This is a genomic window from Bdellovibrio bacteriovorus (genome assembly GCF_001592755.1).
In the GTDB taxonomy this organism is placed as follows: domain Bacteria; phylum Bdellovibrionota; class Bdellovibrionia; order Bdellovibrionales; family Bdellovibrionaceae; genus Bdellovibrio; species Bdellovibrio bacteriovorus_E.
This window is the reverse complement of record NZ_LUKF01000020.1, coordinates 52886-75242: the sequence shown is the minus strand read 5'-3', so window position 1 is coordinate 75242 and position 22357 is coordinate 52886. Positions and strand designations below refer to the sequence as shown.

Here is a 22357-nt window from a genome sequence, read left to right as displayed (position 1 = left end):
GGTCAAGGCAAAGAGGACACAGGCCTAATATTTAAAGACCCTTTTTAGGACAAAACCGCGCCCCTCTTCAAGCCCCACCAGAGCCAATAAATGCCCGGTATCTTGAGCTAAAACTTGGACATATTGGTCCTCAGAAGGGCGAAAGACGGTGATCAATTGGGAGCGCAAGTCATGGCTGATCTGCCCGTTCCCCAAAAGGACTTTGTCCTGCCCTTTAATACGAATACGTTTGATCTGAGGCAAGGCGTGCTCCATCCCCACAAAAGCCGTTCCCCAAGGAGGGGCTCCCGTATAAGCCTGCTCAATCTGTTCTAAGGTTTGTGCCTGAGGTAAATGATAAGGGGCCGACCAAGTTCTGCGCAAAGAACTCATCGCCGCTCCACACCCCAAAGCCTTCCCTAAAAGGTCGACCCAGGTGCGGATGTAACTGCCTTTGCTGCATTTGATGTCAAACTCGGCCCAATCGGGACCGATTTCAACCGCTTCCACATCCCAGAAGTTCATCATTTTTTTAGGGATGACGACTTGTTCTTCCTGACCTTGGCGAGCGTATTCGTAAAGTTTTTTACCCTGAACTTTGATCGCCGAGTAAATGGGAACTTCAAGCTCCATCTCGCCTTGAAGCTTGAAAGCTTCAGCCAAGATACGCTCTTTAGGAAATTCGACAGAGACTTTTTCTAAAACCTCACCCGTCGTATCTAAAGTGTCTGTACGCACACCGAGTTGGGCGCGCACGCGGTAACCCTTATCACCTTCAAGAATATATTGGCTGAGTTTTGTACCTTCATTTACAAGGCACACCATCAAACCTGAAGCCATCGGATCCAAAGTTCCTGAATGACCTACGGCTTTGGTTTTTAGAATACGTCGAAGCCTTGCCACGACATCATGGCTGGAAATCCCTGAAGGTTTATCAACCAACAAGAGACCATTAAAAATTGTTGGATTATTCGTCATCAGATTCGTCGTCGGAAGTTTCGCCTTTAGCTTTTCTTTCCAGTTCAAGCTCATGAAGGATTTTTTCCACCTTCAAAACCTGATCTGTTGCGTGATCCGCATAGAAAGTCAGCTTCGGGCAATAGCGCATTTTGAGTTCTTTACCGATAAAGTTTTGAATCTCAAAAGCTCTTTCTTGAAGAAGTTCCAACGCCTCAGTCTTCTGAGCGTCGGAACCTAATACACTGATATACACTTTCGCTGCGCGAAGGTCGGCCGGCATCTTTACGGAAGCCACCGTCACCAAACCTGGTAACGGTGATTTAAAACCGCGAAGCAAAAACTGAGCGATAGTAGCTTGAATTTCTCGTTCTACGCGAGCGACTCGGCGCCCATCACCCATGTTCTTCATTACTGCAAGCTCCCGTCCAATTCACGAGCAACTTCTTTTTTCACGTAAGCTTCCATCATATCGCCGACTTTAACGTCGTTGTAGTTTTCAATGCCGATACCGCACTCGTAGCCTTGAGCCACTTCTTTGGCGTCGTCTTTGAAACGTTTAAGGGAAGCGATCTTACCTTCGTAAACGATTTTATTTTCACGAAGAAGACGGATCATATTGTTACGTTGGATCTTACCGTCGATCACGAAGCAACCTGCAATCGTGCCCACTTTAGGTACGTTGAAGGTATTACGAACTTCCACGCGACCCATAACTTCTTCAACTACGTCTGGAGTCAATAGACCCGCCATAGCCGCTTTCATTTGGTCGATCAATTCGTACACGATCGAGTAAGTTCTGATATCCACACCCATTTGTTTCGCTTTGGCTTGTGCGCCCAAGTCAGGACGTACGTTGAAACCAAGAACGATACCTTTTGCGGTGTGAGCTAGAACAACGTCACCTTCATTGATACCACCCACTGCAGAGTGGATGACTTTCGCCTTCACCTCTGGAGTCGACAATTTCGACAACATGCCGTTGATAGCTTCCAAAGAACCGTGAACGTCTGCTTTCAGAACGATCGCAAGTTCTTTCACGTCTCCGGACTTCACTTTCGCGAAGATATCTTCCAAAGACATTTTCGACGCTGGAGTCGTCGCGGCTTTTTCAGCCTGTTCTTTTCTTAGAGTAGAAACTTCGTTCGCTGTCGCTTCATCTTTGACGATGTCAAATTTGTCGCCGGCAGCTGGAACCGCTTCAAGACCCAAAACCTCGGCTGGCAAACCAGGTCCTACGGATTCAATTCTTTCACCACGATCGTTCACCAAAGAACGAACACGGCCTTTCATTGTACCCGCTACGATGTATTGACCTACAGACACAGTTCCGTCTTTAACAAGAAGAGTCGCCACTGGGCCTTTGCCTTTTTCCATTTTCGCTTCAATCACGATACCCGTGCCTGAACGTTTTGGATTGGCTTTAAGTTCTGCAACCTCAGCAAGAAGTTTCACTTGCTCCAGAAGTTCTTTGATACCTGTTTTCTTCAAAGCTGAAACTTCACAGAAGATCGTGTTTCCACCCCATTCTTCCGGAACGATTTCAAGCTCAGTTAATTGCTGTTTAATACGGTCTGGATTTGCACCTGGCTTATCCATTTTGTTCACCGCTACGATCATCGGTACGCCCGCCGCTTTGGCGTGGTTAATCGCCTCTTGAGTTTGAGGCATCATACCGTCGTCTGCCGCCACCACGATGATCGCGATGTCTGTCGCATTCGCACCGCGCGCACGCATGGCCGTAAAGGCTTCGTGGCCCGGAGTATCTAGGAATGTGATCAAAGAACCGTCGTCGATTTTAACACTGTAAGCACCAATGTGCTGAGTGATACCACCGGCCTCACCTGCTGCCACATCCGCATTGCGAATGGCATCCAACAAAGATGTTTTACCGTGGTCGACGTGACCCATAACTGTCACAACTGGAGGACGAATCACTGCTTCCGCACTCAAATCACCAAACGCTGTTTCTTCTGCCACAGCATCGGCGGTTTTAAATACGTTTTGTGCTTCCCAACCAAACTCCGGAACAATCAAAGCGATCGTATCGAAATCAAGGTCCGTGTTCATGTTCGCCATCACACCGTTTTGCATAAGAACCTTCACCAATTGAGGAGCTTTCAAGCCCATCTCCATGGCAAGGTCACTTAGCTTCATCGTGTTGTTAACCTTAACTACACGTTTGTGAGCGGAAGGTGTCGTGATCTGAGTTTTTTGCGCTTCACGATCCAACATGCCTTTTTTCTTCTTAGGCTGGAAGACCATCTCACGCTTACGGAATTCAACCGCGTTGAATACCGCTACTTCTTCTTCCTTCTCTTTTTCTTTTTCACGCGTCGTTGAAGTTCCAGCGCCAGGGCTGCCTACTTTTTTACGGCGATCAAAATCATTTTTCTTAAAGTCATTCACATCCGGCATTGGTTCTGGCGTTTGATTTGCTGCCACGAAACCAGTACGGATGTTGCGTGTTGGAGCCCCACCTGAAGGACGGTTGAAACCGCCCGGACGAGGTTGGTATCCGCCACCGCCTTGAGGACGGTCGCCACCACCGGCGCCACGAGGTTGGTAACCACCTTGTGGTCTGTCACCTTGTTGGCGCTGCGGAGCTTGTGACTGCACGCGGGAAAGGTCCATACGACCGATAATATTTCTTTTTACAGTCGTCGCTGGAGTCGAAGAACTGGATACGCCACTTGTGCCCACAACAACCTCTTTTTTACGGGCTGCTGGAGCTGGAGCCGCCGGTTCTGGCGCTGGAGGAGCTGCCGGAGTTTCTTTTGCTACCACAGGTTCAGGTTTCGCCTTCACCTCAGGAGCGGGAGCTTCCTCTTTTGCTACGACTTTTGCCGCTGGAGCTGGTTTTTCAACAACCGGTGCTGGAGCCACTTCTTCAACAGGAGCTTCTTCAGCTTCTGCTTTTGCAGCTGTTTTCTTCACCACCACACGAGTTGTCTTAGCGGGAGCTGCTGATTCTTCCGTTTCAGCCTCTTCTGCTTTCGCGACGACTTTAGCTTTTGGAGCTTCTTCTTCTTTTTTACGACGAATAACAGGGGTTTTTGCTGGCGCTGCTGCCGCCGGCGCTTCCCCTTCTGAAGCAGCTACGGCTTTTTTCGGTGCCGCTTTACGAGTTGCTGCTTTTTTCGGTTTAGCCTCTTCAGCCGGTTTATCTCCGCCTGAGAGTTTAATTTTAATTTGCTCTAGAACTGTCGGATCCAGCTCTGCCATGTGACTTTTCACAGGCAAATTCCACTCGCGGATTTTATCCATGAGGGCTAGCGGGGTCATCCCGATCTCTTTTGCAAATTCAAAAACCTTTGGATTACTCACTCAGTCTCCCTGTTTTCTTTTAATCCAATTCAATGTTGCTTACTGCTTCAACTTCGGCGGCTCTTGCCGCCTTAGCTTTTCCGACTAACGCCGGATTATTCTTCGTCCGCTTCTTGAGCATCAAGTTTTTGCAATTCTTGTTTTAGAAGTGCATCGGCTTGAGCTTTCGCAGAAACATTCGATTTATTGTCTTTAGCTGCTGTTGGAGCTGTTGGAACTGGAACACCTTCAGCTTCATATTTCGCAACCAAAGTTTTGGCTTCTTTCGACAATTTTTCAGCTTTATCTGGATCGTCGTAACCAGGAATTGTCATCAATTCTTCAACACCCGCCGCTGCAACAGCTTGGAATGAACCGAAGCCAGATTGGAAGATGTTTTGTGCCATTGTCTCGTTCATGCCTGGGATCAACATCAAGTTGAAGATGGATTCCGCAGTACGAGAAGCGGCTGAAGATTCAGAAATGATATCCAACTTCCAACCTGTCAATTTCGCTGCCAAGCGAACGTTTTGACCACGTTTACCGATAGCCAAAGACAATTGAGAATCTGGAACTACGATCTCCATCTCTCTGTTCGCGTCGTCTAGGAACACGCGAGAGATTTCCGCAGGAGCCAAAGCGTTGCACGCAAAACGAGTGATATCTTCGTCCCAAGGAACGATATCAATTTTCTCGCCACGAAGTTCTTGTACGATGTTTTGTACACGAGAACCTTTCATACCTACGCAAGCGCCCACTGGATCTACAGAGTTGTCTTTAGAACGAACCGCGATTTTCGCGCGTTGGCCTGGCTCACGAGCTGCAGCCATGATCTCGACAACACCGTCGTAGATTTCCGGAACTTCCATTTCAAAAAGTTTCATCAAATAACGCTCGTCCGCGCGAGACATGATGATTTGCGGACCACGAGTTGTTTGACGAACTTCAGATAAATAACCTTGGATGCGATCGCCTGGTTTGTACTGCTCACCCGGGATTTGTTCACGAGGCGGGATGTAAGCTTCCGTACGACCCAAGTCGACAACGATAGCGCCTTTTTCCACGCGACGAGCGATACCAGATGCGATTTCACCTTTACGCTCTTCAAATTCATTGAAGATGATAGAGCGTTCTGCATCACGCACTTTCTGCATGATGATTTGCTTCGCAGTTTGTGCTGCGATACGACCCAAATCTGAAGCCTCTAGCTTGATACCGATAGAGTCATCCAGTTGCACATTTGGATCCAATTTTTGCGCTTCATCGTAAGGAATTTCAACTTCCTCATCGATGTATTTTTCACGAGGGACGACTTCTTTGAACTCAAAAAGTTCAACTTCGCCAGTTTCTTCATTATAAGCGGCTTCAATTTCACGGTAAGTACCGTATTTTTTACGAGCAGCTACCAACATACCTTGAGTGATTGCATCGATAACAACTTGTTTGTCGATACCTTTGTCTTTTCCGACCTGATCAATCACTTTAGAAAGATCTGAAAACATATTTTCAGCCATGACTTTCCTCTCTCGTTACTTTTTTTGACCTTTAGTAAATTCAAACACCAATTTAGCTTTGTCGATGAGCGCGTACGGGATTTTGATCTCGACGTTATCTACGACAAATCGAACACCTTCATTATCTGCTGATTCTAAAACCTGTTCGACAGTTTTAGTCGCTTTCCATTTCTTATCCGTGACCCCAACACTTTCCAAAGCTTTGGAAGTTTTGATGTACACTTTCTTGCCTACAACTTTTTGGAAATGCCAAGGCTTGTTCAAATGGCGGTCCAAACCTGGAGTTGAAACTTCCAAGTTATAGGCTCCACCAGGAATAATATCTTCATCAGTATCTAAAATGGCGTTCAGACCTTTGGAGACATTTGAGCAATCATCCAGCGAAACGTTTCCATCTTCTTTGTCGATGAAAACGCGCAATGTTCTGCCCTTACCCACGCCAACGAATTCGATGTCATAAAGAAGGCAGCCTTCGCGGTCCGCCACTTCGTTGGCAATCTTTTCTACTTTATCCATCCAAGATGGGGTTTGTGACATTTACAGCAATCCTTATATAGCATACTTCTCAGCACGCACGAGTCCAGTTCACGGCAGCGCACGCGAGCAAAAAATCCAACTGTCAGAGGGAATTGCTTTGGTTGACCACCCGTCGATGTTTCAACCCGCCGCCGCCGCGGCAAAAAAAAATGGGCCTGCGGGGCCCATGAGAACGACTCTGAAACTAGCAAGAAAATCCAGACAATGCAAGGGTTTATCTGACCTTCCCTCGAGTGAGGCAAGGCCCCTACGCCAATGAGTACAAAATAGCCGTCGCCCCGTCACCATAATAGCGAGGACGCCGGCGAACCTCTTTAAACCCCAGTTTTTCATAGAGTTTTTGTGCCGAGACATTTTCCTCATGCACCTCAAGCCAGAGCTGTTTATCCTGACCCTTTGCGGCAATCAGGTGGGCAAACAATCTTTCCATCAGTCCTTGGCGTCGAAATCGAGGATGGCTCGCCACTAACGAAATCTCCCACGCATCCGGCAAATCGCGATAAAGAACAAAACCCGCTAATTCCTCGCCTTTAAAAACCCCGACAGCTTCCGCCGTGGCAAGCTCGGCTCCTAAAAGATCCGCAGGCCAGTAAAACTGAGGAAGCAAGCCTTGATCGGCGTGAACGGCCTCCACCAAAGCGCGCATTGCCGGTTTGTCTAAACCCTGAAGAACTCGAATTTCCATATTATTCCGTAATAAAGGTGCGCACTTTGTATTTGCGCTTAATCACTTCGAACCAAGAGCGAATGCGCTCTTCCAACTGCTGCTGCGCCAGGAAAGATTTGATATTGTCTTTAAAGGAGGAAAACGGATGGCTGCCAAACTTCACACGGTTTTTATCGTAGTAAGCTTGCGCTTCTTGGTCCGTGATAATTCCTGTCATCGAACTCGTCTTAAACGCCAAAAAACTTTTCGCCGTCATTTTACGAGTCACTAGTTTTTTAAGCTGCACCGAAGAAACCTCTAGCTGAGTCCAATAAGGCTTCCCCACCGTAGCCTTTTCAACCTTCGCCAGCGCATTGGAAATTTCACTTTCGGAAATCGCCGCAACATTGAAGTTTTCAGCCTCCAACGCCAAAACCGATTCTAACAAAACCGCTGTCACCGCCGAACGAAACTCAGGTTGACCGGGCCGAACCTCATAAAGGCCTTTTAAAGGAAGCTTCGGAGGATAAAGAATATTTTCGATCACCATCGAGATCTGAACTTCCCGCGAAGTCACCACGTGATCCGCCGCCTGCCCGACGGTTTCAGTCACGACCGTGGTCGCCGCACTCGCCTGAATACAAAATAAAAGAGGAAGAAGAAATCTCATACGGTCACTATGAGCCAAGAAGAACTTAAAGTCCAGCAGACCAAAAAAACAAACCCCGCTTTTAAGGGCGGGGCTTGTAAACCACTGAGGAATTAATAATTAACTTGTTCTATTAGATTAGAAATTTACGCGTCCGACAAGAGACATCACATAGTACTGCAACTTTTCGAGAGAGTTGCTGTACTCAGGTCTAGAAATCCATGTGTTATCATCCGCATTCACACGGCTTGAAAGATTCCACATGTATCTGAAATCCACACCCAAAGAATACTTCGGAGAGAACTCCAAGTCAGCACCCACTACTGTACCAATATCGATAGCGTGAGAGTTGGCTTTTGTATCGTTCACGTATCCGTATGGATTTTTATTATCCCAAGAGTATCCGCGGTAAGAGTAAGCAACCACACCACCGAATACAGGTTTGATGATACCAGAGAACAACTGAACTTTGGCTGCCAAAGAACCTGTGTACTGTTGTACGTCGATAGTATCTGGGATGTAAGTTCCACCAGAGTAAGGATATCCGTAACCATAACCGTAGTTGCCAGTGTAGTAACCTTGGCCTTCTACTGTGTAGTTAGAGTAAAGGAATGAACCCTCAACGATGAAGTTATCGTACTTAGTACCGAAAGCCACACCGAGAGCATAGTTTCCTTTTACTTGGCGAGTGTCTGGATAGTCACCGATACCAAGGATACCTGCTACGTATTTAGTCTCAAGAGGAGCTAAAGGAGCTTCTTCTTCCACTTTCATCGCCGCTGCGATTTCTTCACGAACGATGTCGCGAGTGTTTTCTTTAGGCTCTTGAACTTGTTGAACCTGAACAGGTTGAACAGCTACGGGCTGTTGATACTGCTGTTGAGGTTGTTGTTGGGATTGATCCAACTGATTAAATTTATCACCAAAAAGAACGCCGGCACGTTTCTTCTCGTCTTCCATACGAGAGTGCTCAAGTTTTTCAACGATTCTTTGTTCTGTTTGCAGCTCAGCATCTTGACGAGCACGACGGATTTGTTCCGCGCGAGACTCAGTCAATGGAGAAGCTTCAATCACAGTTGTAGGCTGTTTTTGAATTTGTGATTGTTGCAACTGAGCATTGGAAGTCGGAGTCGCCTGATTCAAGATATAGATAGGCTGTCCGCTTACAGGTGCTGTGTTGGCAATTCCTGCCTGTGGGGCAGAAGCTGCTGCTGGTGCGGCCTGTTGGCTTGAATACATTTGATCAAGCTCCGCATCAACATCACTTTCTAGGCTCTGAGCAAGCGAATAAGTAGGCGCGATGCTCAAGGCCGCAAGGATATAGAAATACTTTTTCATAGGGTCTCCTCGTGGTACTGGTTTAAAAAACCTTTTTAAGTCATTCAGGCGTAGAGCAAGCCTGATGCCAACCTGGCCGAAAATCGTCCCCGACGTCTAAGTTGTTGATATCTAAAGTAAGTGCCCCTCTTGCTTGCGGACCCCTCCCCCGCTTGCTGACCAGAAATGTGACAACTTACAAGACGGTTTCTGAAATTCTTGCAAACGGAGCCATTTGGTCACTGAGTGTGGAAGGATTCTGATAAAACTACTCACTATATATTAAGGAGATGCCTTCATGTTTAAGCCGTTCTTCCGTATCTGCTCTTTGGCTTTATCTCTTTCTACTCTAGCAGCGTGCTCTGGTGGCGGCGGAGGAGGAGAAAATCTCACGAACACCGTTGAACCCTCAGCCTGCGAAGTTTCGGGTCACTCTTATGGAATCGTCGGAGGAAACACTTTAGGCTCTGGCAACGAACTTAGCTCTAGCACCGTCTTAGTTGTCCATATAGATGACGATAAAAATGAAGGTATCTGCACCGGGACTCTTATAGATAATGATAAAGTCCTGACAGCCGCCCACTGTACGGAAAGATTCGCAGGCGCCACAGTCATCGCCTTCTCAAACAATGTGAACTGCGTAGTAAATGCTCCTAAAAGGACTCTACGCCTAGTCACGGATAGAGCCGTTCCTAACGAATACCGCTACTCTAAAAACACCAGCTGGGACAACTCAACATATGATTTAGCCATCCTAAAATTCAAAGGCGGCTTGGCTCCAGGATATAAAGTCCGTGCTTTGCCAAGTGCCGGTTTCACAATCAATCAAACAGATGAAATGGTGATGGCGGGCTACGGAGTCACATCAGAAAAAGCCAAAGATTCAGGCTTACTAAGATACACAACAGCGTCAGCGACAAGAGTTTCAACCCGTTTTCACCTAGCACTTATCAACGACACAGTTTCTATCCCGAACACTCTAGTTTTAGACCAAGTTCAAAACGGCGTATGTAAAGGAGACTCTGGCGGTCCGCTTTATGCGAAAACCAAAGACGGCCTGACCCTAGTAGGCATCACCTCTATGGGCATCGACAACCGCGCCAAAAAAGAACAAGACTCCCGCGTATGTCATGGAGTCGGTATTTTTGCTGACGTTCGCGAAAACCTAACGTGGATCCGCGAAAAAATGGAAGCGATGAAATAGAACGATCGCTTCTAACAAAATAAAAAAAACCGAGGCCTAAGCACTCGGGTTTTTTATTTTTGAGGGGACCTACTCTTTGAGAGACCTCCTTTACTGACGAACACACTCAACAGGTTCACTCTTTCCACGAAGAGGTCCATGTTTATAAGTAATCACCCCACGAGACGTTTCATGAATCACAGTCCCATCACCCACATCTTGCCAAGGTGAGATAATAAGCTGAAAAGAACCACCCTTAGAATTCGCACCAGTAAAAACCAAAGTCCCCGCTCCCCCATGACGAACTCCACCGATGTCTTCTTCAACGTCCAAAAAATAAGCCGTATAAGAAGACTCATCTCCGTCTTTAGAAGAAAGCACAAAAAGCGATTGAGAATATCGAGAATCCTCTCCCAAATAAGGAGATTTTTCCGTAAGAACGACGCGTTCTCCAGCGCAAGTCAAAGTAGCCGCCTGATCCGCCAAAGAATACTCAGAAATCAAAACCAAAAAAAAGACAAAACCCACAAGTCGCATAAAATCCTCCAATGAGAAAGGATATAAACAACCCAACCAAACACCACAACAGCAGAAGCCCACACCACGAAAATAAGAAAGGACCCTTACAAACAATTAAGAACAATAACCAAGAAAAAAGAAGAAGAACAAAAAACTACCCCGCTCTCCCCCCAGCGAAGCCAGAAAAAGAGCGACCAAATCTTCCCCATCAAAATTCAAGTTCCACAGCAACGAAAATCCAACACGAAGCCGAAAAACCACGACGAAGCAAAGAAACCCAAAACAACGAAAAACAAAAAAGAGCGAGGACTGTCCGAAGAATTTTGATGGGGAAGATTTGGTGCGGGTGGAGGGACTTGAACCCCCACGGACGTGAATCCAAGAGATTTTGAGTCTCTCGTGGCTACCATTACACCACACCCGCGTAGAGGGATATTTTTTAAAGAAATTACCCCAAATACTCAAGATCTTTTTTTAAAATCTGCTGCGAAAACCCAAAAAAGCCCGCATTTAAGCCAATATTGCCTAAAAACCAGGCTTCTTTTCCACCTTCCCGAGATGAACTCCTCTTCATAACAGCTTTTGAGGGTCAGTCTGTTCCTAGTTTTATACCGAAACCTAAAAGAGCGAAGCCCGTCAGAGTTTCTATTTTTCTTTTTACGGACTTTTTAGCGAACTGAGCTTTGAAGAACATCACAAACGATCCTACGAGATAGAGCCACACCAGATTCATGAGAATGTGGATCATCGATAGTCCCAAAGATTGGATAAGGACGTTTTTCTTAACGTTCACGAATTGCGGAAGGAAGGTTAGATAAAACACGGCAACTTTGGGGTTGAGGGTGTTTGTCAGAAGGCCTTTTCGAAACTCTTGAGCGAAAGAGCCTTCAGAGTTCTTCATGACTCCTGATGTTTCATCTTCCTTATCTTTACGGAACCAAGCCTCAAACAAACTTTGAAGCCCCAGGTAGATCAAATAAGCGGCCCCCAAATACTTGACCACCGCATAGAGCTCAGCAGATTTCTTTAAAATGGCGGAAAGTCCTAATGACGACATCGTTGCGTGGAATAGCAATCCGACGCAAATACCTAGGATCGTTGCGACGAAGTGTTTTTGTTTTCCGGTCATTGAACTTTTCAATACGAGTGCCGTGTCCGCGCCGGGCGCTATCGTCAATAACAAGCACAGAACTGAAAATGCCACGAGGGATTGATCCACGTAAAACTCCTTACAGGTATCCGGATATGATATCACAATTAATCGTTCACAAAAAATGAACTAAGCTTCATTTTTTATTGCATAACCTAAATAAGATAAGAGCAAAGAGGAGGTGAGCTTAAACCTTAACTCCTGGGGAACGATACCCGTGAAATAGTTTTTTATAGGGATTGTTGAAAAATCCATTTTCAGACCCGTCATTTCTTCGACGGTCATGTCGGCTTTGAAGCAATACTCGCGCAGTTCATTGGGTTTAATAAAATACTCTATCACATGCATGTCTTTAGGGGTGTTCTTCACCATCCACTCTATCATTTTGATGACGAGAAACCACGAAAGCCAATGACGATTGAAGGTGTTAAAGAAAAACAAGCCTCCGGGCTTTAGAACTCGAGAAGCTTCTTTAATAAAGAGTTCGGGGTTTTCGATATGCTCTAGAAAATCCATGGCTGTCACGACTTCGAAGTGGGCATCGGGAAATGGCAAGTGAAACGCGTTGGCCTTTAAGTACTGCACCTTACGGGTGACATCGTGCTTTCTTGCTATTTCTAACGAAGCTTCGGAAAGATCTATTCCTGTGACCGTGAAACCTTCTTGCGCCAACGCATTACTGACAAAGCCTCCGCCACAGCCAACATCTAAAATGTGAGCTTGAGAAAAGTGCCGACGTATTCTTTCGACAACCCAAGGAATTTTAACGTTGGATTCTGCACGCAATAACGCCACCGGATCATCGAAAGCTGTGTACCAACGATCGCCGTAGCTTTCGTAGAATGAGTTATTCACTTTGTGTTGATGCAAAGTTCTTCCCCTCATTTCGATTTTTAGTAAATATTGATAAGACTTGGACACACGTCGATGCCGCTCGCAAAACATTTTTCGCGGTCTTCTTTAAGAGAATTGGCTGTCACCGCCACAATGGGAATATATTTTTTCGTGTTTTCTTTCAGATCGAGGATCTGTTCATTCGCTTTTTGTTCTTGCGACCCTAATTAGTGAGACCAAAGACAGTGCGCGGATGAACTAGCGTATCACCGGTTCCTAAAACTCCCGACGAGTTATCTCCCATGCACTTTAGTTCACCGGTGTTTAACACAAAACAGGTTGCCGAAGATCCAAGGCTCACCTCTGTCACGCCTTCACTAACTATAGTGGCAGGTCCCGCCGCCCAGCAAACGTTGGACGTGTGACCGACACCTAATTCGCCTGCAGAGTTCGTCCCCCAGCATTGAAGTTTTCCCTCATCGCCCGTGATTACGCACACGCCATAAGGACCGACAGAATACTTACGGACATCTGCCATCATAAACTTCGGTATGGAAGAGTTTGTGCCAAGACAAGCTGATTGTCCTCCTCCCCAACAACTCAGATCGCCATTTTTTTGAAGAGCACAGCCGATCGGTTGAGAAAATCCGCCTCCCAAAATAACGCTGCTGACATTTTCCAGAGTAGGTGTTGCCGGCAAAGTATTTTGCGCTGTGGTTGTGCCATTTCCCAACTGATTGTTCAGATTTTTTCCCCAACAATAAAGTTTATCATCGGTGGAGATATAACAAGCACTGTTGTGCTCCATTTCCACATCACGCACTCCGCTGGCCTTCACGACCACTGGTGTAGATTGAAATGACGTTGAACCGGGCTTCGCCTGTCCGTCACTGTTATTTCCCCAGCAGCGAAGCTCTCCGTTTTTTAAAACCGCACAGCCGCCATCATCATTCATGGTGACCTTTTCGACATTTCTATCTATGAGGAGTTTTGGCGATGTGAAATTGGCCATCGTGCCCATACCCAAACTTCCCAATGCGGAGTTCTTACCCCAACAGCGCAATTCCCCAAAAGTAGAAATCGCACAACTGCGTTCTCGATCTGTGAGTATCTGACTTTGATTGCGCGCGAGGGCTTGCGTTGGTACCAGACGATTTATGACCGTACGATCACCTACCTGCCCGCCATTATTGCGACCCCAGCACTGCACTTCGCCATTCGTTAGCAGGGCGCACATATGACGGTAGATAGTATTCCCATGCAAAGATACTTTTGAAACACCTGATGGAATCACGGTAACAGGAGTGACTCTTGTTAAGCTTTCACTGCTTCCAGCCCAACAGCGCACACTGGAATCAACCATAAGAACACAGTGGAGAGGATTTAAACGATAAGTGACATCCAAGAAAGACGCGACTCTTTCGGGAATGACTTTATACGGAGCTAAGTTGCCGGTGCTATTCGTACTCGGTAAATCAACGCCCCATCCCCAACACCACATCGACCCATCGGTTTTAATTCCGCAGATCGCCGCCCCTACGGGTTTAGTCTCTACATAATCTAACGGCATTTGAACTGGAGTGAAAATATGCGAAGGTGTGGCCGTTCCCGGAGTGATTTGGGCATTGTAGTTAGAACCCCAACAATAGTTTGTACGAACCGAAGGAGTTCCCTCTTCTTTTTGTGTACAAATATTTGAACCTTGTATGAAAAACGATGTGACGTTTGTATCTATAGGGGTCGCGGGAAAGGTTTTGATTTGCGTTGCTGGGGAATTCTGAACGCCGTTATGCCCCCAGCAATAAAGGTCTTTATTCGTTTTTAAAACGCAAATACTGTCAACAGCTCCGGTGATGATCTGCACTCTATCTACTTGATCTGTCACTTTCAAAGCACTGGCAAAAGAGCGATTTTGCGTGACCGCACCTTGCGCCATGATCCCGGTCGACTCATATCCCCAGCACATCAGATCTTTCGTCGCATTGGTTTTGACGTAGCAGATGACGTTGGGATGCAGAGCAAATGAAGCCACACCGGATGCAATGACTTTCACAGGGTTTGGATGAAGTTTGCCTCCTGAAGATCCTGGGAAAAGATAACCCATATTGTCTTTTCCCCAACACCAAAGTTCTTGGTTCGAATTCAATGCGCAAGCCAGACTGTGAGTCACTTCAAATTGTTCGACGTCACTCATCGCCACAGTGCTCACCGCCGAAGTGGAAACATAAGTCCCGTTTCCTAGCTGGCCTGAGCTATTGTCACCCCAACACTTCAAGTCTTTATTGGAAAACAGAGCGCAACTAAAGGCATATCCCTTACTCATAGACACAACAGTCGGGACTGTGCCGCTGTCATTGTCTTTAATATGGATTTCGTGGAAAGAAACATCTCCCCCATTTCCTAAAGAGTTGCGCGACAAAACCAGGCGTAAACGCTCTTCACTTTCTGGGAGCGTGTCGTCGGTGATTTGCACGGTCAAATACTTCAGCTGATCACCCGCTGCAAACTGCACTTCACGAGAAGTAAGTACATAGTCGTTGCCATCGGCTTCTCCTAAAACACTGATACTGACTTTGAATGGGATTGGCGCGGGCGTACTTAAGCTGATTGGAACATGGATACTTCCCACCCCTTCACTCACAAGTTGTGTGCTGGACAGAAATGAAGCCGTCAACGGTGTGGTGTAGGTCAAAACACCGGTCGTGTCTTTGACGGGAAGAGCGGTCACTGCCGTTTCATTTGCAGGATTCACGATGGATCCACCATTTAAATCAATCGCGGTGGGAAGTTCGATTCCATCCGTGTCATTATCACCGACAACAACTTCATAGCGGAACAAAAGTTCTGAAGGAGAAATCTGTGAAATCAGGTTCACGAGTCGCGTGTTGCCAGCGACCTTCACCGGAATTCGCGGAGATCCCGTGACGGTGATCGGCTGGTCATACTTCACAACGATTTCTAAGCTTGTTCCATCCAGATAGACGTCTGTTTGTGGTGCACTGAGTTTTTTAACTTCGGGAATTGTACGAATCAAGATCGGAGTGGTCTTAGATAAAGACTCGTCCGTTCCTGGATCGGGCAGTTTTGTTAGATTATCAAAATCCTCCGTCGTTCCTTGGACCTCTTCGGCGGGTTCGATAGTTCCGCCATTCAATGCAAGAGCTGTGGAGCTCGTATAATCCAAAGTCAGAGCCGAATCCCCGGCTACGACGGCATATTCAAAAGTTAAGATGGCAGTTCCCGAACCAGAGGCATAAAAGGCGGTTCTTTTGACACTGCCCGTTTCTAACTCAATACTAGGAACGCCCGTGACACTCACAGGCCCAGAAAAATGCACTTGAATAGGTACGACTTGCGCGGTGGTGAAACGAGGAACTGAAAACGCTGACACTGACGAAGCGCCCGCTGTATCGGCATCGACTTTGGTAACTTTTGGAACAGGTGGCAATGCCGGCGTCGACGGAAGAATCTCTTTCGTCATACGACCAAAAAAATCGGCGCGCATTTGTCCACATCCGGACAGCAGGCAGAAAAGCACAGCTGCTAGAGCTCGTCCAAGAACGTTCCATTTCATCTCAAAGGGCCTCCACAAGGGTTCCATCTTAGGCTCTTCGGTCAAAAGTGAGCGTTTTTACAGATAAAAATCCGAAGTTACCGCCATTGGATGCGAATTATGTCCGCGAATTTCCAGGAGCGTCTCATATTCATTCAAATTATTTCCCTTTAGGAAAAACTCAATTCGGTTTTTGCCTGATTGTTTCCTTCTTCAAACTGACCTAGGCTAAGTACCGTTAGGAGATACTATGGAATACAGAAAGTTATTAGGCAGCGGTCTTGATGTTCCCGTGATGAGTTTCGGCACAGCGACATTTGGTGGTGGCAGCGAGTTCTTTAAGGCTTGGGGCAGCACGGATCTTAAAGAAGCTCAGCGACTGATTAGTGTTTGCTTAGATAACGGTTTAAATCTTTTCGACACCGCCAATGTTTATTCTCAAGGAATGTCGGAAGAAATTTTGGGTGCTGCGATTGAAGGCAAACGGGATCAGATCTTGTTATCGACAAAATCCACCTTCCGTATGGGCGATGGACCGAACAAGTCAGGTTCCACGCGCTGGAATATTATCAAAGAATGCGAAGCCAGTCTGCGTCGCCTGAAAACCGATTACGTCGATCTTTATACAATGCATGGATTTGACGCCAATACTCCTGTCGAAGAAACTCTGCGCGCCTTAGATGATTTGATCACCGCCGGAAAAATCCGCTACATCGGAGCTTCCAATTTTTCGGGTTGGCATTTGATGAAGTCACTGAGTGTTTCTGAGCGCTATGGTTGGAGCAAATATGTGGCCCACCAAGCTTATTATTCTTTGGCAGGTCGTGAGTTTGAATGGGAGTTAATGCCGCTAGCGCTAGATCAAAAAATTTCTACGTTTGTGTGGAGTCCTTTGGCCGGTGGAGCCCTTTCCGGAAAATTCCGTCGTAATCAGGCGCCTCCAGCGGGCAGTCGTTCTTCACAAATTGATTTTGTGGTGTCCGCTAAATCTGAAGCTTTGCACAACATCGTCGATACGCTCGATGAAATTTCCAAAGAAACAGGCAAGACAATACCGCAAGTCGCTTTAAACTGGGTGATGCATCGTCCTTCTGTCACGAGCATTGTGATTGGCGCACGCAACGAAGAACAATTAAAACAAAACTTCGGGGCTCTGGGATGGAAGCTTTCGGCAGAACACGTTGCTAAACTTGACAAAGTCAGTGCCGTGAAACCGATTTATCCGTATTGGCATCAACACGGTGATCGCGAGTTAATTCCTTCACCTATCTAATTTAGAAATTTTTAAAGGCGCCTTCTTCAGTGAGGGCGTCGGCCATTTTCTTTAGAACTTTCTCTGCCCCCGCTTGATCGAGGTATTTTTCAGCACAAGCCACAATCACCGTCTTTTGTTGAGCTTTCTTCTTTGAGGCAGCGATACCGACATTGCACATGCGAGCGACTTGAGTTCCCGTTTTTTGCGCAAAAACCACATCTTTTGGCAGACCGGCTTTCAATCTATTTTCGCCTGTTTTCATTTCTTGCATATATTTTAAAACAAGGGCTGTGTGGGCTTTATTTAAGACCTGCCCCCGTGCCAGCTTCTCTAGAAGAGATCCGAAACTTCGCAAAGTCGTCGAGTTCAATCCTCGGGCATAATACTTTTCAAAGGCCTCTTCAATACTGGCCGTTTTGAGTTCGCTGACGGGCACTTGAATCAGTTTCGCGAACGCTTCATAGCGCTTCGCTACCGGAAACTTTTTAAGTTCGATAAAATCCATGTTGGTCAGTGTTTTGGCTTTGGGATGGAGTTCACCATAAGCATCGTAGCGCACTTGTAAGATCGTAGTTAACGGAGCAAAGTCCCGAGCGAGTTCGTGGATGGTTTTATTTAAAGTTCCAACACCCATCAGACCAATCAACATGTCTGTCGCAGTACTGTCACTCTGCTCCAGCATATTTTTAAGAAGATGCTGAACGGTAAAACTTTTTCCGGGATCCTGCCACAACAAATCTCCAGAGCCATCGACATAATCGCTGCGCTTCAAGGTGAGTTTTTTTTGCAGGTCTATTTGACCTTTCTCGACTTCTCGCAAGAGTGCAATCGCGACAGGTATTTTGATAGTGGAGGCTAAATACCATCTCTTATCCGCTTGAAACTCGCAGATTTCACCGTCACTTAAAGATTTAACAAAAATTCCGACGTCCCCCGGAAAGGAGTCATCCAGTTGAGACATATTGGTTAAACAAGACGCCGTCCAATTTTTCTGAGCCACCGCGGGAAAAACCAACAGTCCTGTCAGAAAAAAGACGGCGAATTTCATAGAACTCCCGCTTTTTGTAAAGCGACGCCGACACTTTTAAGCGCCGACTCTGCCACATCCAAAGATTTGAAGTCTTTTACACAGGCCGCGATCACAACGCCCGTTTTGATTTCTGACTTTTTATCCCAGGCAATGCCAAAGTCACAGATCCGGGAATGCTGAGTTCCCGTCTTATGGGCGAAAGAATACTTCTTTGGCAGCCCCGCCTTGATCCGATGCGGACCGGTTTGCACCTTGGTCATAGTTTCAATCAGAAACTTCTGAGTTGAATCACCGAGTATTTTTCCTTCCGCCACTTTTTCTAAAAGTTCCGCATAGGCTTTTAATGTGGCTGAATTCAATTTCTTTGAGTAATAGTTGTCGTAAGCTTCGTCCAAAGTTTTACATTTGAATTCTTTTGTATCCACGCCCAACATCTGCGACAGCCGACGAAATTTCACTTCATCCCCGCGAGATCTTTTAAGCAAAATAAAATCCTGACCTTGAAGTTTTTCAGACGAAGGATGCACTTCAGAATAAAGTCGACGACGAACATCCGCCAATGTCGTGATCGCGGTAAAGCCTCCCGGCACCAGATCCTGGATACAGCTATTGACGGAATCCAAACCTGCTTGCCGAATCAGAAGGTCGCTCGCCGTGTTATCACTATATATCAACGCCTGCTCCACCAGAAACTTCACTGACAGTTTACTTCCGGCTTTTTTATAATTCGTGTAGCCCGCGCCATCCACGAAGTCTTCTTTTCGAAGTTCAATCTGCGAATTCAAAGTGTATTTTTTCTGATCTACCTGACGAAGATTCTCTAGAACAATAGGTAGCTTTACGCCGGAAGCGACATACCACAGGTCTTCACCTCGGTAAGAGAGAACCTCTCCGGTGCTGAGATTTTTGACGAAGACGCCTAATTGAATCGGCTGTTTTGATTCAAGCTCTTTCAAGCTTTCTTCAAAATTTTTTGAGCTCGCCCATGCTGGCGCTTTCACCCAGGTCACGGTCAAAGCAAACATCACGGCTTTTAAGATTCTTGTGAAACCCAATTTTTTACCCTTATCCAAATGGCCGTTAATAAAATCAATAACAAGGTAAGATGCAAAGCGTGCTGATAAGTTATTTTATGCCAATAATCGAATAAATACCTATAGAAAACAAAGATCACACAGATGTGAAAGATGAAGGCTCCTAGCGCATCTGACCCGATGATAGTCACGGGTTTCAAGACTAAAGCCAGAAGATTTCCTCCGGCTAAACTGAGCGATACTATAAACAGAGTGAGCGAGATGCTAAATAACATAAAAGACGCATCCGGAGGATGCTTTCCCTCGTTCATCGCCAACGCCATCAAAGTTTCTTGCAGGTTTTCCGGAGAGTGTAAAACAAACGCCACGGCCAAAAGAATTCCGCCCGTAAAGAGGGAGGCTGAAAGAATCATTCTTTTTCTGATGCTGTCGTAACTGCGGCGCACGGCTTCGCCTAACATCATACCAATCATCACAATGGGTAAACGTGTGAGCTGTCCCCAGGTATAAAAATCTTCATGCTCAACAAGCAGCGCTTGTAAACCCACGCTGCCGAAATCGAAATTGTTAAAAAGAAAAATCGCGATGTAAGTCGTGACAGCTATGCTGAGCAGTTGCCCCCACCATCGAAGCTTCTTCCACAGTGGCAGAAAAAACGGAATCCACAAAAGGGCGATGCCGTAGAAGCCCAGAATTTCTGAATAAACTGCGAAAGCTCGGTACAAAAGAACATCGATGATTTCTTGCCGTTCGTACAAAGAAAACATTTCCACGATGCACAGAACCTTGTACCAAAAAAGAATTTTCAATCCGCGAAAGAACAGCCTCTTTCTTTTCTTGGGCCAGTCGTCGCGATCTATCGCCGGAACAAAGGCCACCGCCAACGTCATTCCGAAGACCAGAAAGAAACAGGTTGAAGCGCCTTTGGTTAAAAGATGAAGAGGCACAAGCCCCCAAGATGGAAACTCTTCAAATGGAACAAGCCCCTTGATCCCATGACTTAAAATCATAAGAACGACCGCAATTCCTCGTGCTAAATCAATGGCTCGGATTCTTTCCACGGGATATTTTCTCTGCTCCTTGTCCTCAGGCGAAGATGTTTTCCAGCAGAAACAAACACTTAAGCCGTGACGCAATGGACCGCGGGTGGAGCTTGAGGCGAGATTCTATCTATCGTATAAAACCAACATGTTGAAAAAAGAAATTGCCCGCCTTCTTACTGGTTTTCGACAATTCAAAGAAAAATTCTATGCAGGGGAAGACTCTGTATACAGCAAGCTACAAAATGTCCAAAATCCTAAGACTTTGATCATCGGATGTTCGGACTCACGCGTGGATCCTGCGATTCTTTCGTCTGCAGGACCGGGTGAGCTTTTTGTAGTTCGTAACGTCGCAAATCTGGTTCCGCCATGTGATCCTGATGGAGGTCGTCACGGGGTGAGTGCCGCGATCGAATTTGCGGTCGTCAATTTGCAAGTCGAAACGGTGATCATTCTAGGTCACAGTCAGTGCGGCGGTATCCGCGCTCTTTTAAATCCTGAAAACACGATTGCTGGAGGTTTCCTTCAACAATGGGTGAAAATCGCTGAGCCTGCAAAAACCCGTGCGATTGCCTTGGCCTCTTCGGATGACTCTGTTCCTTTGTGGAGACTGTGTGAACACGAAAGTATTCGCACCTCACTAGAGAATCTGAAATCTTTCCCCTTTGTTGCCGAAGCCATCGAAAAACGTGGTTTGACACTATTAGGGGTTTATTTCGATATCGAAAAGGGTGAGCTCTTGGAGTTCAACGAGAAGACGGAATCATTCACTCCGATTCCTTACTAAAAATCTGGAAAATAACAAAGGCTCGGCACAAGAGCCTTTTTCATTTGCGAAGCTACAAATTTACAAGGTCTTTGCATCACGAGATACTGGCGGTATCGGAGGACGCATGCCTGAAGAAAAAGACAAGAACCAAAAAGATGTTCCCACACCCTTTAAGTTTTTTCTGGCTCACTCTGTCTGGTTATTTATTATCGGGATTATTCTAGCGGTGGCCGCTTATTACAGCTTCTTTAAAAGCTAAATCGAAGAATCCGTCCCCGTTGCAGAGACGGATTCCCTCATATCTTATTACATTGTCTGATTTGCAGGACCCATTTTTTGCTGAATCTCTTGAGCTTTCGTCAAGTGTTCTTGCACGTGTGTTTTTGTCTCTTCCAAGAACGTTTTCAATTTTGGATCTTGAGCTGAAGGAATCAGGCTTGAATCCAATTCCGTCAAAAGAGCTTGGTGCATTTCGATTTGTTGAGTGATGTAAGTCTTATCGAAGTTTTCATCCTTCATTTTTTTAAGACCGCTCAACTTGTTCTTCGCATCTTTTTCCAGCTCTTTACTTTTCGCGCTGGATTTCATTTTAATTTTAGCGTCTTTTGAAACAGACTTCCCTTCCTTTTTATTTTTCTTGTGCTCTTCCATCATGTGCTTAGCAAAGTCTTTCACTTCAGAATTCTTCGCTTTATCTTCAGCCATGTCGCCCGCATCAATTTCCGCTTCATTGGCCACTTTCATGATCTCCATGATCTCACCGTCTGTATAAGTCGCGGCGTGGGCCGTTGCGAAAGTGAATGAAGTTGCGAGCAATAAAGCGGATACACATTGTTTTGTATTCATGAGTTCTCCTTGTTGGTTTTTTGTTAGTGGTCCTATGCTCAAGGTTTCGTTAAAGAAGCTCAATTGACAAAAAAGTAACGTGTTAATTAACGGTGGGCCGAATCTTGCATCGATTCAAAGCATGAGCACACTAAAAGGACTATTCTTATTATCATTGGGTGTTTGTCTGGGCGCCGTAGCCACCAGAACGATGGCAAAAAAAGAGACTCTCAGCAAACGAAGAGAAGCATTTCGCGATG

At 46.1% G+C, this 22357-nt stretch carries 20 protein-coding genes and 1 tRNA gene; 4 read left to right on the top strand and 17 right to left on the bottom strand.

Annotated features, from left to right (window positions below):
- Positions 1-24: 24 nt before the first annotated feature.
- The 8 genes from truB to AZI85_RS16750 all read right to left on the bottom strand — a co-directional run bounded on the left by truB (position 25) and on the right by AZI85_RS16750 (position 8926).
- Positions 25-1011, bottom strand: coding sequence for a tRNA pseudouridine(55) synthase TruB (truB, locus tag AZI85_RS16785; protein WP_253721045.1), 987 nt, complete (start codon positions 1009-1011; stop codon positions 25-27).
- Entirely contained in the window at positions 947-1348 is a 402-nt protein-coding gene (rbfA, locus tag AZI85_RS16780) for a 30S ribosome-binding factor RbfA (RefSeq protein ID WP_063208330.1), read from the bottom strand. Before rbfA ends, truB begins: the two co-directional genes overlap by 65 nt.
- Positions 1348-4263: a translation initiation factor IF-2 gene (gene infB, locus AZI85_RS16775; RefSeq protein ID WP_063245132.1), complete on the bottom strand. Its 2916-nt coding sequence runs from the start codon at positions 4261-4263 to the stop codon at positions 1348-1350. The genes rbfA and infB overlap by 1 nt, the downstream gene beginning before the upstream one ends.
- 95 nt (positions 4264-4358) lie before the next feature.
- Complete coding sequence (gene nusA, locus AZI85_RS16770; RefSeq protein WP_063245131.1) at positions 4359-5756, bottom strand: transcription termination factor NusA; 1398 nt, start codon at positions 5754-5756, stop codon at positions 4359-4361.
- A 15-nt stretch (positions 5757-5771) separates the two neighbouring features.
- Positions 5772-6293 (bottom strand): ribosome maturation factor RimP, encoded by a 522-nt coding sequence (gene rimP, locus AZI85_RS16765; protein ID WP_063245130.1) that lies wholly within the window; start codon positions 6291-6293, stop codon positions 5772-5774.
- A 247-nt stretch (positions 6294-6540) separates the two neighbouring features.
- Positions 6541-6978, bottom strand: a complete 438-nt coding sequence (locus tag AZI85_RS16760) for a GNAT family N-acetyltransferase (protein ID WP_063245129.1) — start codon at positions 6976-6978, stop codon at positions 6541-6543.
- 1 nt (position 6979) lies between these two features.
- On the bottom strand, positions 6980-7609 hold the full coding sequence (locus tag AZI85_RS16755; RefSeq protein WP_063245128.1) for a hypothetical protein: 630 nt from the start codon (positions 7607-7609) through the stop codon (positions 6980-6982).
- A gap of 117 nt (positions 7610-7726) precedes the next feature.
- Positions 7727-8926, bottom strand: a complete 1200-nt coding sequence (locus tag AZI85_RS16750) for a hypothetical protein (protein WP_063208342.1) — start codon at positions 8924-8926, stop codon at positions 7727-7729.
- A gap of 277 nt (positions 8927-9203) precedes the next feature.
- On the opposite strand from AZI85_RS16750, the gene AZI85_RS16745 reads away from it, so the two are divergent.
- Positions 9204-10109 carry a S1 family peptidase gene (locus tag AZI85_RS16745; RefSeq protein ID WP_063245127.1) on the top strand — a complete coding sequence of 302 codons (906 nt, stop codon included), beginning with the start codon at positions 9204-9206 and terminating at the stop codon, positions 10107-10109.
- A gap of 90 nt (positions 10110-10199) precedes the next feature.
- Here AZI85_RS16745 and AZI85_RS16740 read toward each other — a convergent pair whose 3' ends face one another.
- The 5 genes from AZI85_RS16740 to AZI85_RS16720 all read right to left on the bottom strand — a co-directional run bounded on the left by AZI85_RS16740 (position 10200) and on the right by AZI85_RS16720 (position 16165).
- The gene (locus AZI85_RS16740; protein WP_063245126.1) at positions 10200-10625 is read right to left on the bottom strand and encodes a hypothetical protein; all 426 of its coding nucleotides are present in this window, start codon (positions 10623-10625) and stop codon (positions 10200-10202) included.
- A gap of 320 nt (positions 10626-10945) precedes the next feature.
- Positions 10946-11031 (bottom strand) — tRNA-Leu (locus tag AZI85_RS16735).
- A gap of 165 nt (positions 11032-11196) precedes the next feature.
- Entirely contained in the window at positions 11197-11826 is a 630-nt protein-coding gene (locus AZI85_RS16730; protein WP_063245125.1) for a LysE family translocator, read from the bottom strand.
- A 60-nt stretch (positions 11827-11886) separates the two neighbouring features.
- Positions 11887-12627: a bifunctional 2-polyprenyl-6-hydroxyphenol methylase/3-demethylubiquinol 3-O-methyltransferase UbiG gene (ubiG, locus tag AZI85_RS16725; RefSeq protein WP_216635874.1), complete on the bottom strand. Its 741-nt coding sequence runs from the start codon at positions 12625-12627 to the stop codon at positions 11887-11889.
- 187 nt (positions 12628-12814) lie between these two features.
- Positions 12815-16165 (bottom strand): Calx-beta domain-containing protein, encoded by a 3351-nt coding sequence (locus AZI85_RS16720; RefSeq protein WP_063245124.1) that lies wholly within the window; start codon positions 16163-16165, stop codon positions 12815-12817.
- A 229-nt stretch (positions 16166-16394) separates the two neighbouring features.
- Between AZI85_RS16720 and AZI85_RS16715 the strand changes: the two genes are divergently transcribed.
- Complete coding sequence (locus AZI85_RS16715; RefSeq protein WP_063245123.1) at positions 16395-17417, top strand: aldo/keto reductase; 1023 nt, start codon at positions 16395-16397, stop codon at positions 17415-17417.
- Position 17418: 1 nt separating this feature from the next.
- Here AZI85_RS16715 and AZI85_RS16710 read toward each other — a convergent pair whose 3' ends face one another.
- From AZI85_RS16710 to AZI85_RS16700, 3 genes are read right to left on the bottom strand one after another with little or no spacing between them, the layout of a single operon-like run.
- Positions 17419-18447, bottom strand: coding sequence for a serine hydrolase (locus AZI85_RS16710; protein WP_063245122.1), 1029 nt, complete (start codon positions 18445-18447; stop codon positions 17419-17421).
- A complete protein-coding gene (locus tag AZI85_RS16705; protein WP_063245121.1) occupies positions 18444-19484 on the bottom strand; it encodes a serine hydrolase in 1041 nt (346 codons plus the stop codon). The genes AZI85_RS16710 and AZI85_RS16705 overlap by 4 nt, the downstream gene beginning before the upstream one ends.
- A complete protein-coding gene (locus AZI85_RS16700) occupies positions 19463-20524 on the bottom strand; it encodes an acyltransferase family protein (protein ID WP_063245120.1) in 1062 nt (353 codons plus the stop codon). The genes AZI85_RS16705 and AZI85_RS16700 overlap by 22 nt, the downstream gene beginning before the upstream one ends.
- A gap of 127 nt (positions 20525-20651) precedes the next feature.
- Between AZI85_RS16700 and AZI85_RS16695 the strand changes: the two genes are divergently transcribed.
- On the top strand, positions 20652-21290 hold the full coding sequence (locus AZI85_RS16695) for a carbonic anhydrase (RefSeq protein ID WP_063245119.1): 639 nt from the start codon (positions 20652-20654) through the stop codon (positions 21288-21290).
- 106 nt (positions 21291-21396) lie between these two features.
- Positions 21397-21531 carry a hypothetical protein gene (locus AZI85_RS17985; RefSeq protein WP_301335696.1) on the top strand — a complete coding sequence of 45 codons (135 nt, stop codon included), beginning with the start codon at positions 21397-21399 and terminating at the stop codon, positions 21529-21531.
- A gap of 47 nt (positions 21532-21578) precedes the next feature.
- On the opposite strand, the gene AZI85_RS16690 is transcribed toward AZI85_RS17985, so the two are convergent.
- On the bottom strand, positions 21579-22118 hold the full coding sequence (locus tag AZI85_RS16690) for a DUF4142 domain-containing protein (protein ID WP_063245118.1): 540 nt from the start codon (positions 22116-22118) through the stop codon (positions 21579-21581).
- Positions 22119-22357: the final 239 nt, after the last annotated feature.

Coding starts and splice junctions, on each gene's coding strand:
- AZI85_RS16715 (WP_063245123.1), top strand. CDS start 16,395: ATGGAATACAGAAAGTTATTAGGCAGCGGTCTTGATGTTCCCGTGATG.
- AZI85_RS16755 (WP_063245128.1), bottom strand. CDS start 7,609: ATGAGATTTCTTCTTCCTCTTTTATTTTGTATTCAGGCGAGTGCGGCG.
- AZI85_RS17985 (WP_301335696.1), top strand. CDS start 21,397: ATGCCTGAAGAAAAAGACAAGAACCAAAAAGATGTTCCCACACCCTTT.
- nusA (WP_063245131.1), bottom strand. CDS start 5,756: ATGGCTGAAAATATGTTTTCAGATCTTTCTAAAGTGATTGATCAGGTC.
- truB (WP_253721045.1), bottom strand. CDS start 1,011: ATGAGCTTGAACTGGAAAGAAAAGCTAAAGGCGAAACTTCCGACGACG.
- AZI85_RS16750 (WP_063208342.1), bottom strand. CDS start 8,926: ATGAAAAAGTATTTCTATATCCTTGCGGCCTTGAGCATCGCGCCTACT.
- rimP (WP_063245130.1), bottom strand. CDS start 6,293: ATGTCACAAACCCCATCTTGGATGGATAAAGTAGAAAAGATTGCCAAC.
- AZI85_RS16745 (WP_063245127.1), top strand. CDS start 9,204: ATGTTTAAGCCGTTCTTCCGTATCTGCTCTTTGGCTTTATCTCTTTCT.
- AZI85_RS16720 (WP_063245124.1), bottom strand. CDS start 16,165: ATGAAATGGAACGTTCTTGGACGAGCTCTAGCAGCTGTGCTTTTCTGC.
- rbfA (WP_063208330.1), bottom strand. CDS start 1,348: ATGAAGAACATGGGTGATGGGCGCCGAGTCGCTCGCGTAGAACGAGAA.
- AZI85_RS16760 (WP_063245129.1), bottom strand. CDS start 6,978: ATGGAAATTCGAGTTCTTCAGGGTTTAGACAAACCGGCAATGCGCGCT.
- AZI85_RS16740 (WP_063245126.1), bottom strand. CDS start 10,625: ATGCGACTTGTGGGTTTTGTCTTTTTTTTGGTTTTGATTTCTGAGTAT.
- AZI85_RS16690 (WP_063245118.1), bottom strand. CDS start 22,118: ATGAATACAAAACAATGTGTATCCGCTTTATTGCTCGCAACTTCATTC.
- AZI85_RS16710 (WP_063245122.1), bottom strand. CDS start 18,447: ATGAAATTCGCCGTCTTTTTTCTGACAGGACTGTTGGTTTTTCCCGCG.
- AZI85_RS16695 (WP_063245119.1), top strand. CDS start 20,652: ATGTTGAAAAAAGAAATTGCCCGCCTTCTTACTGGTTTTCGACAATTC.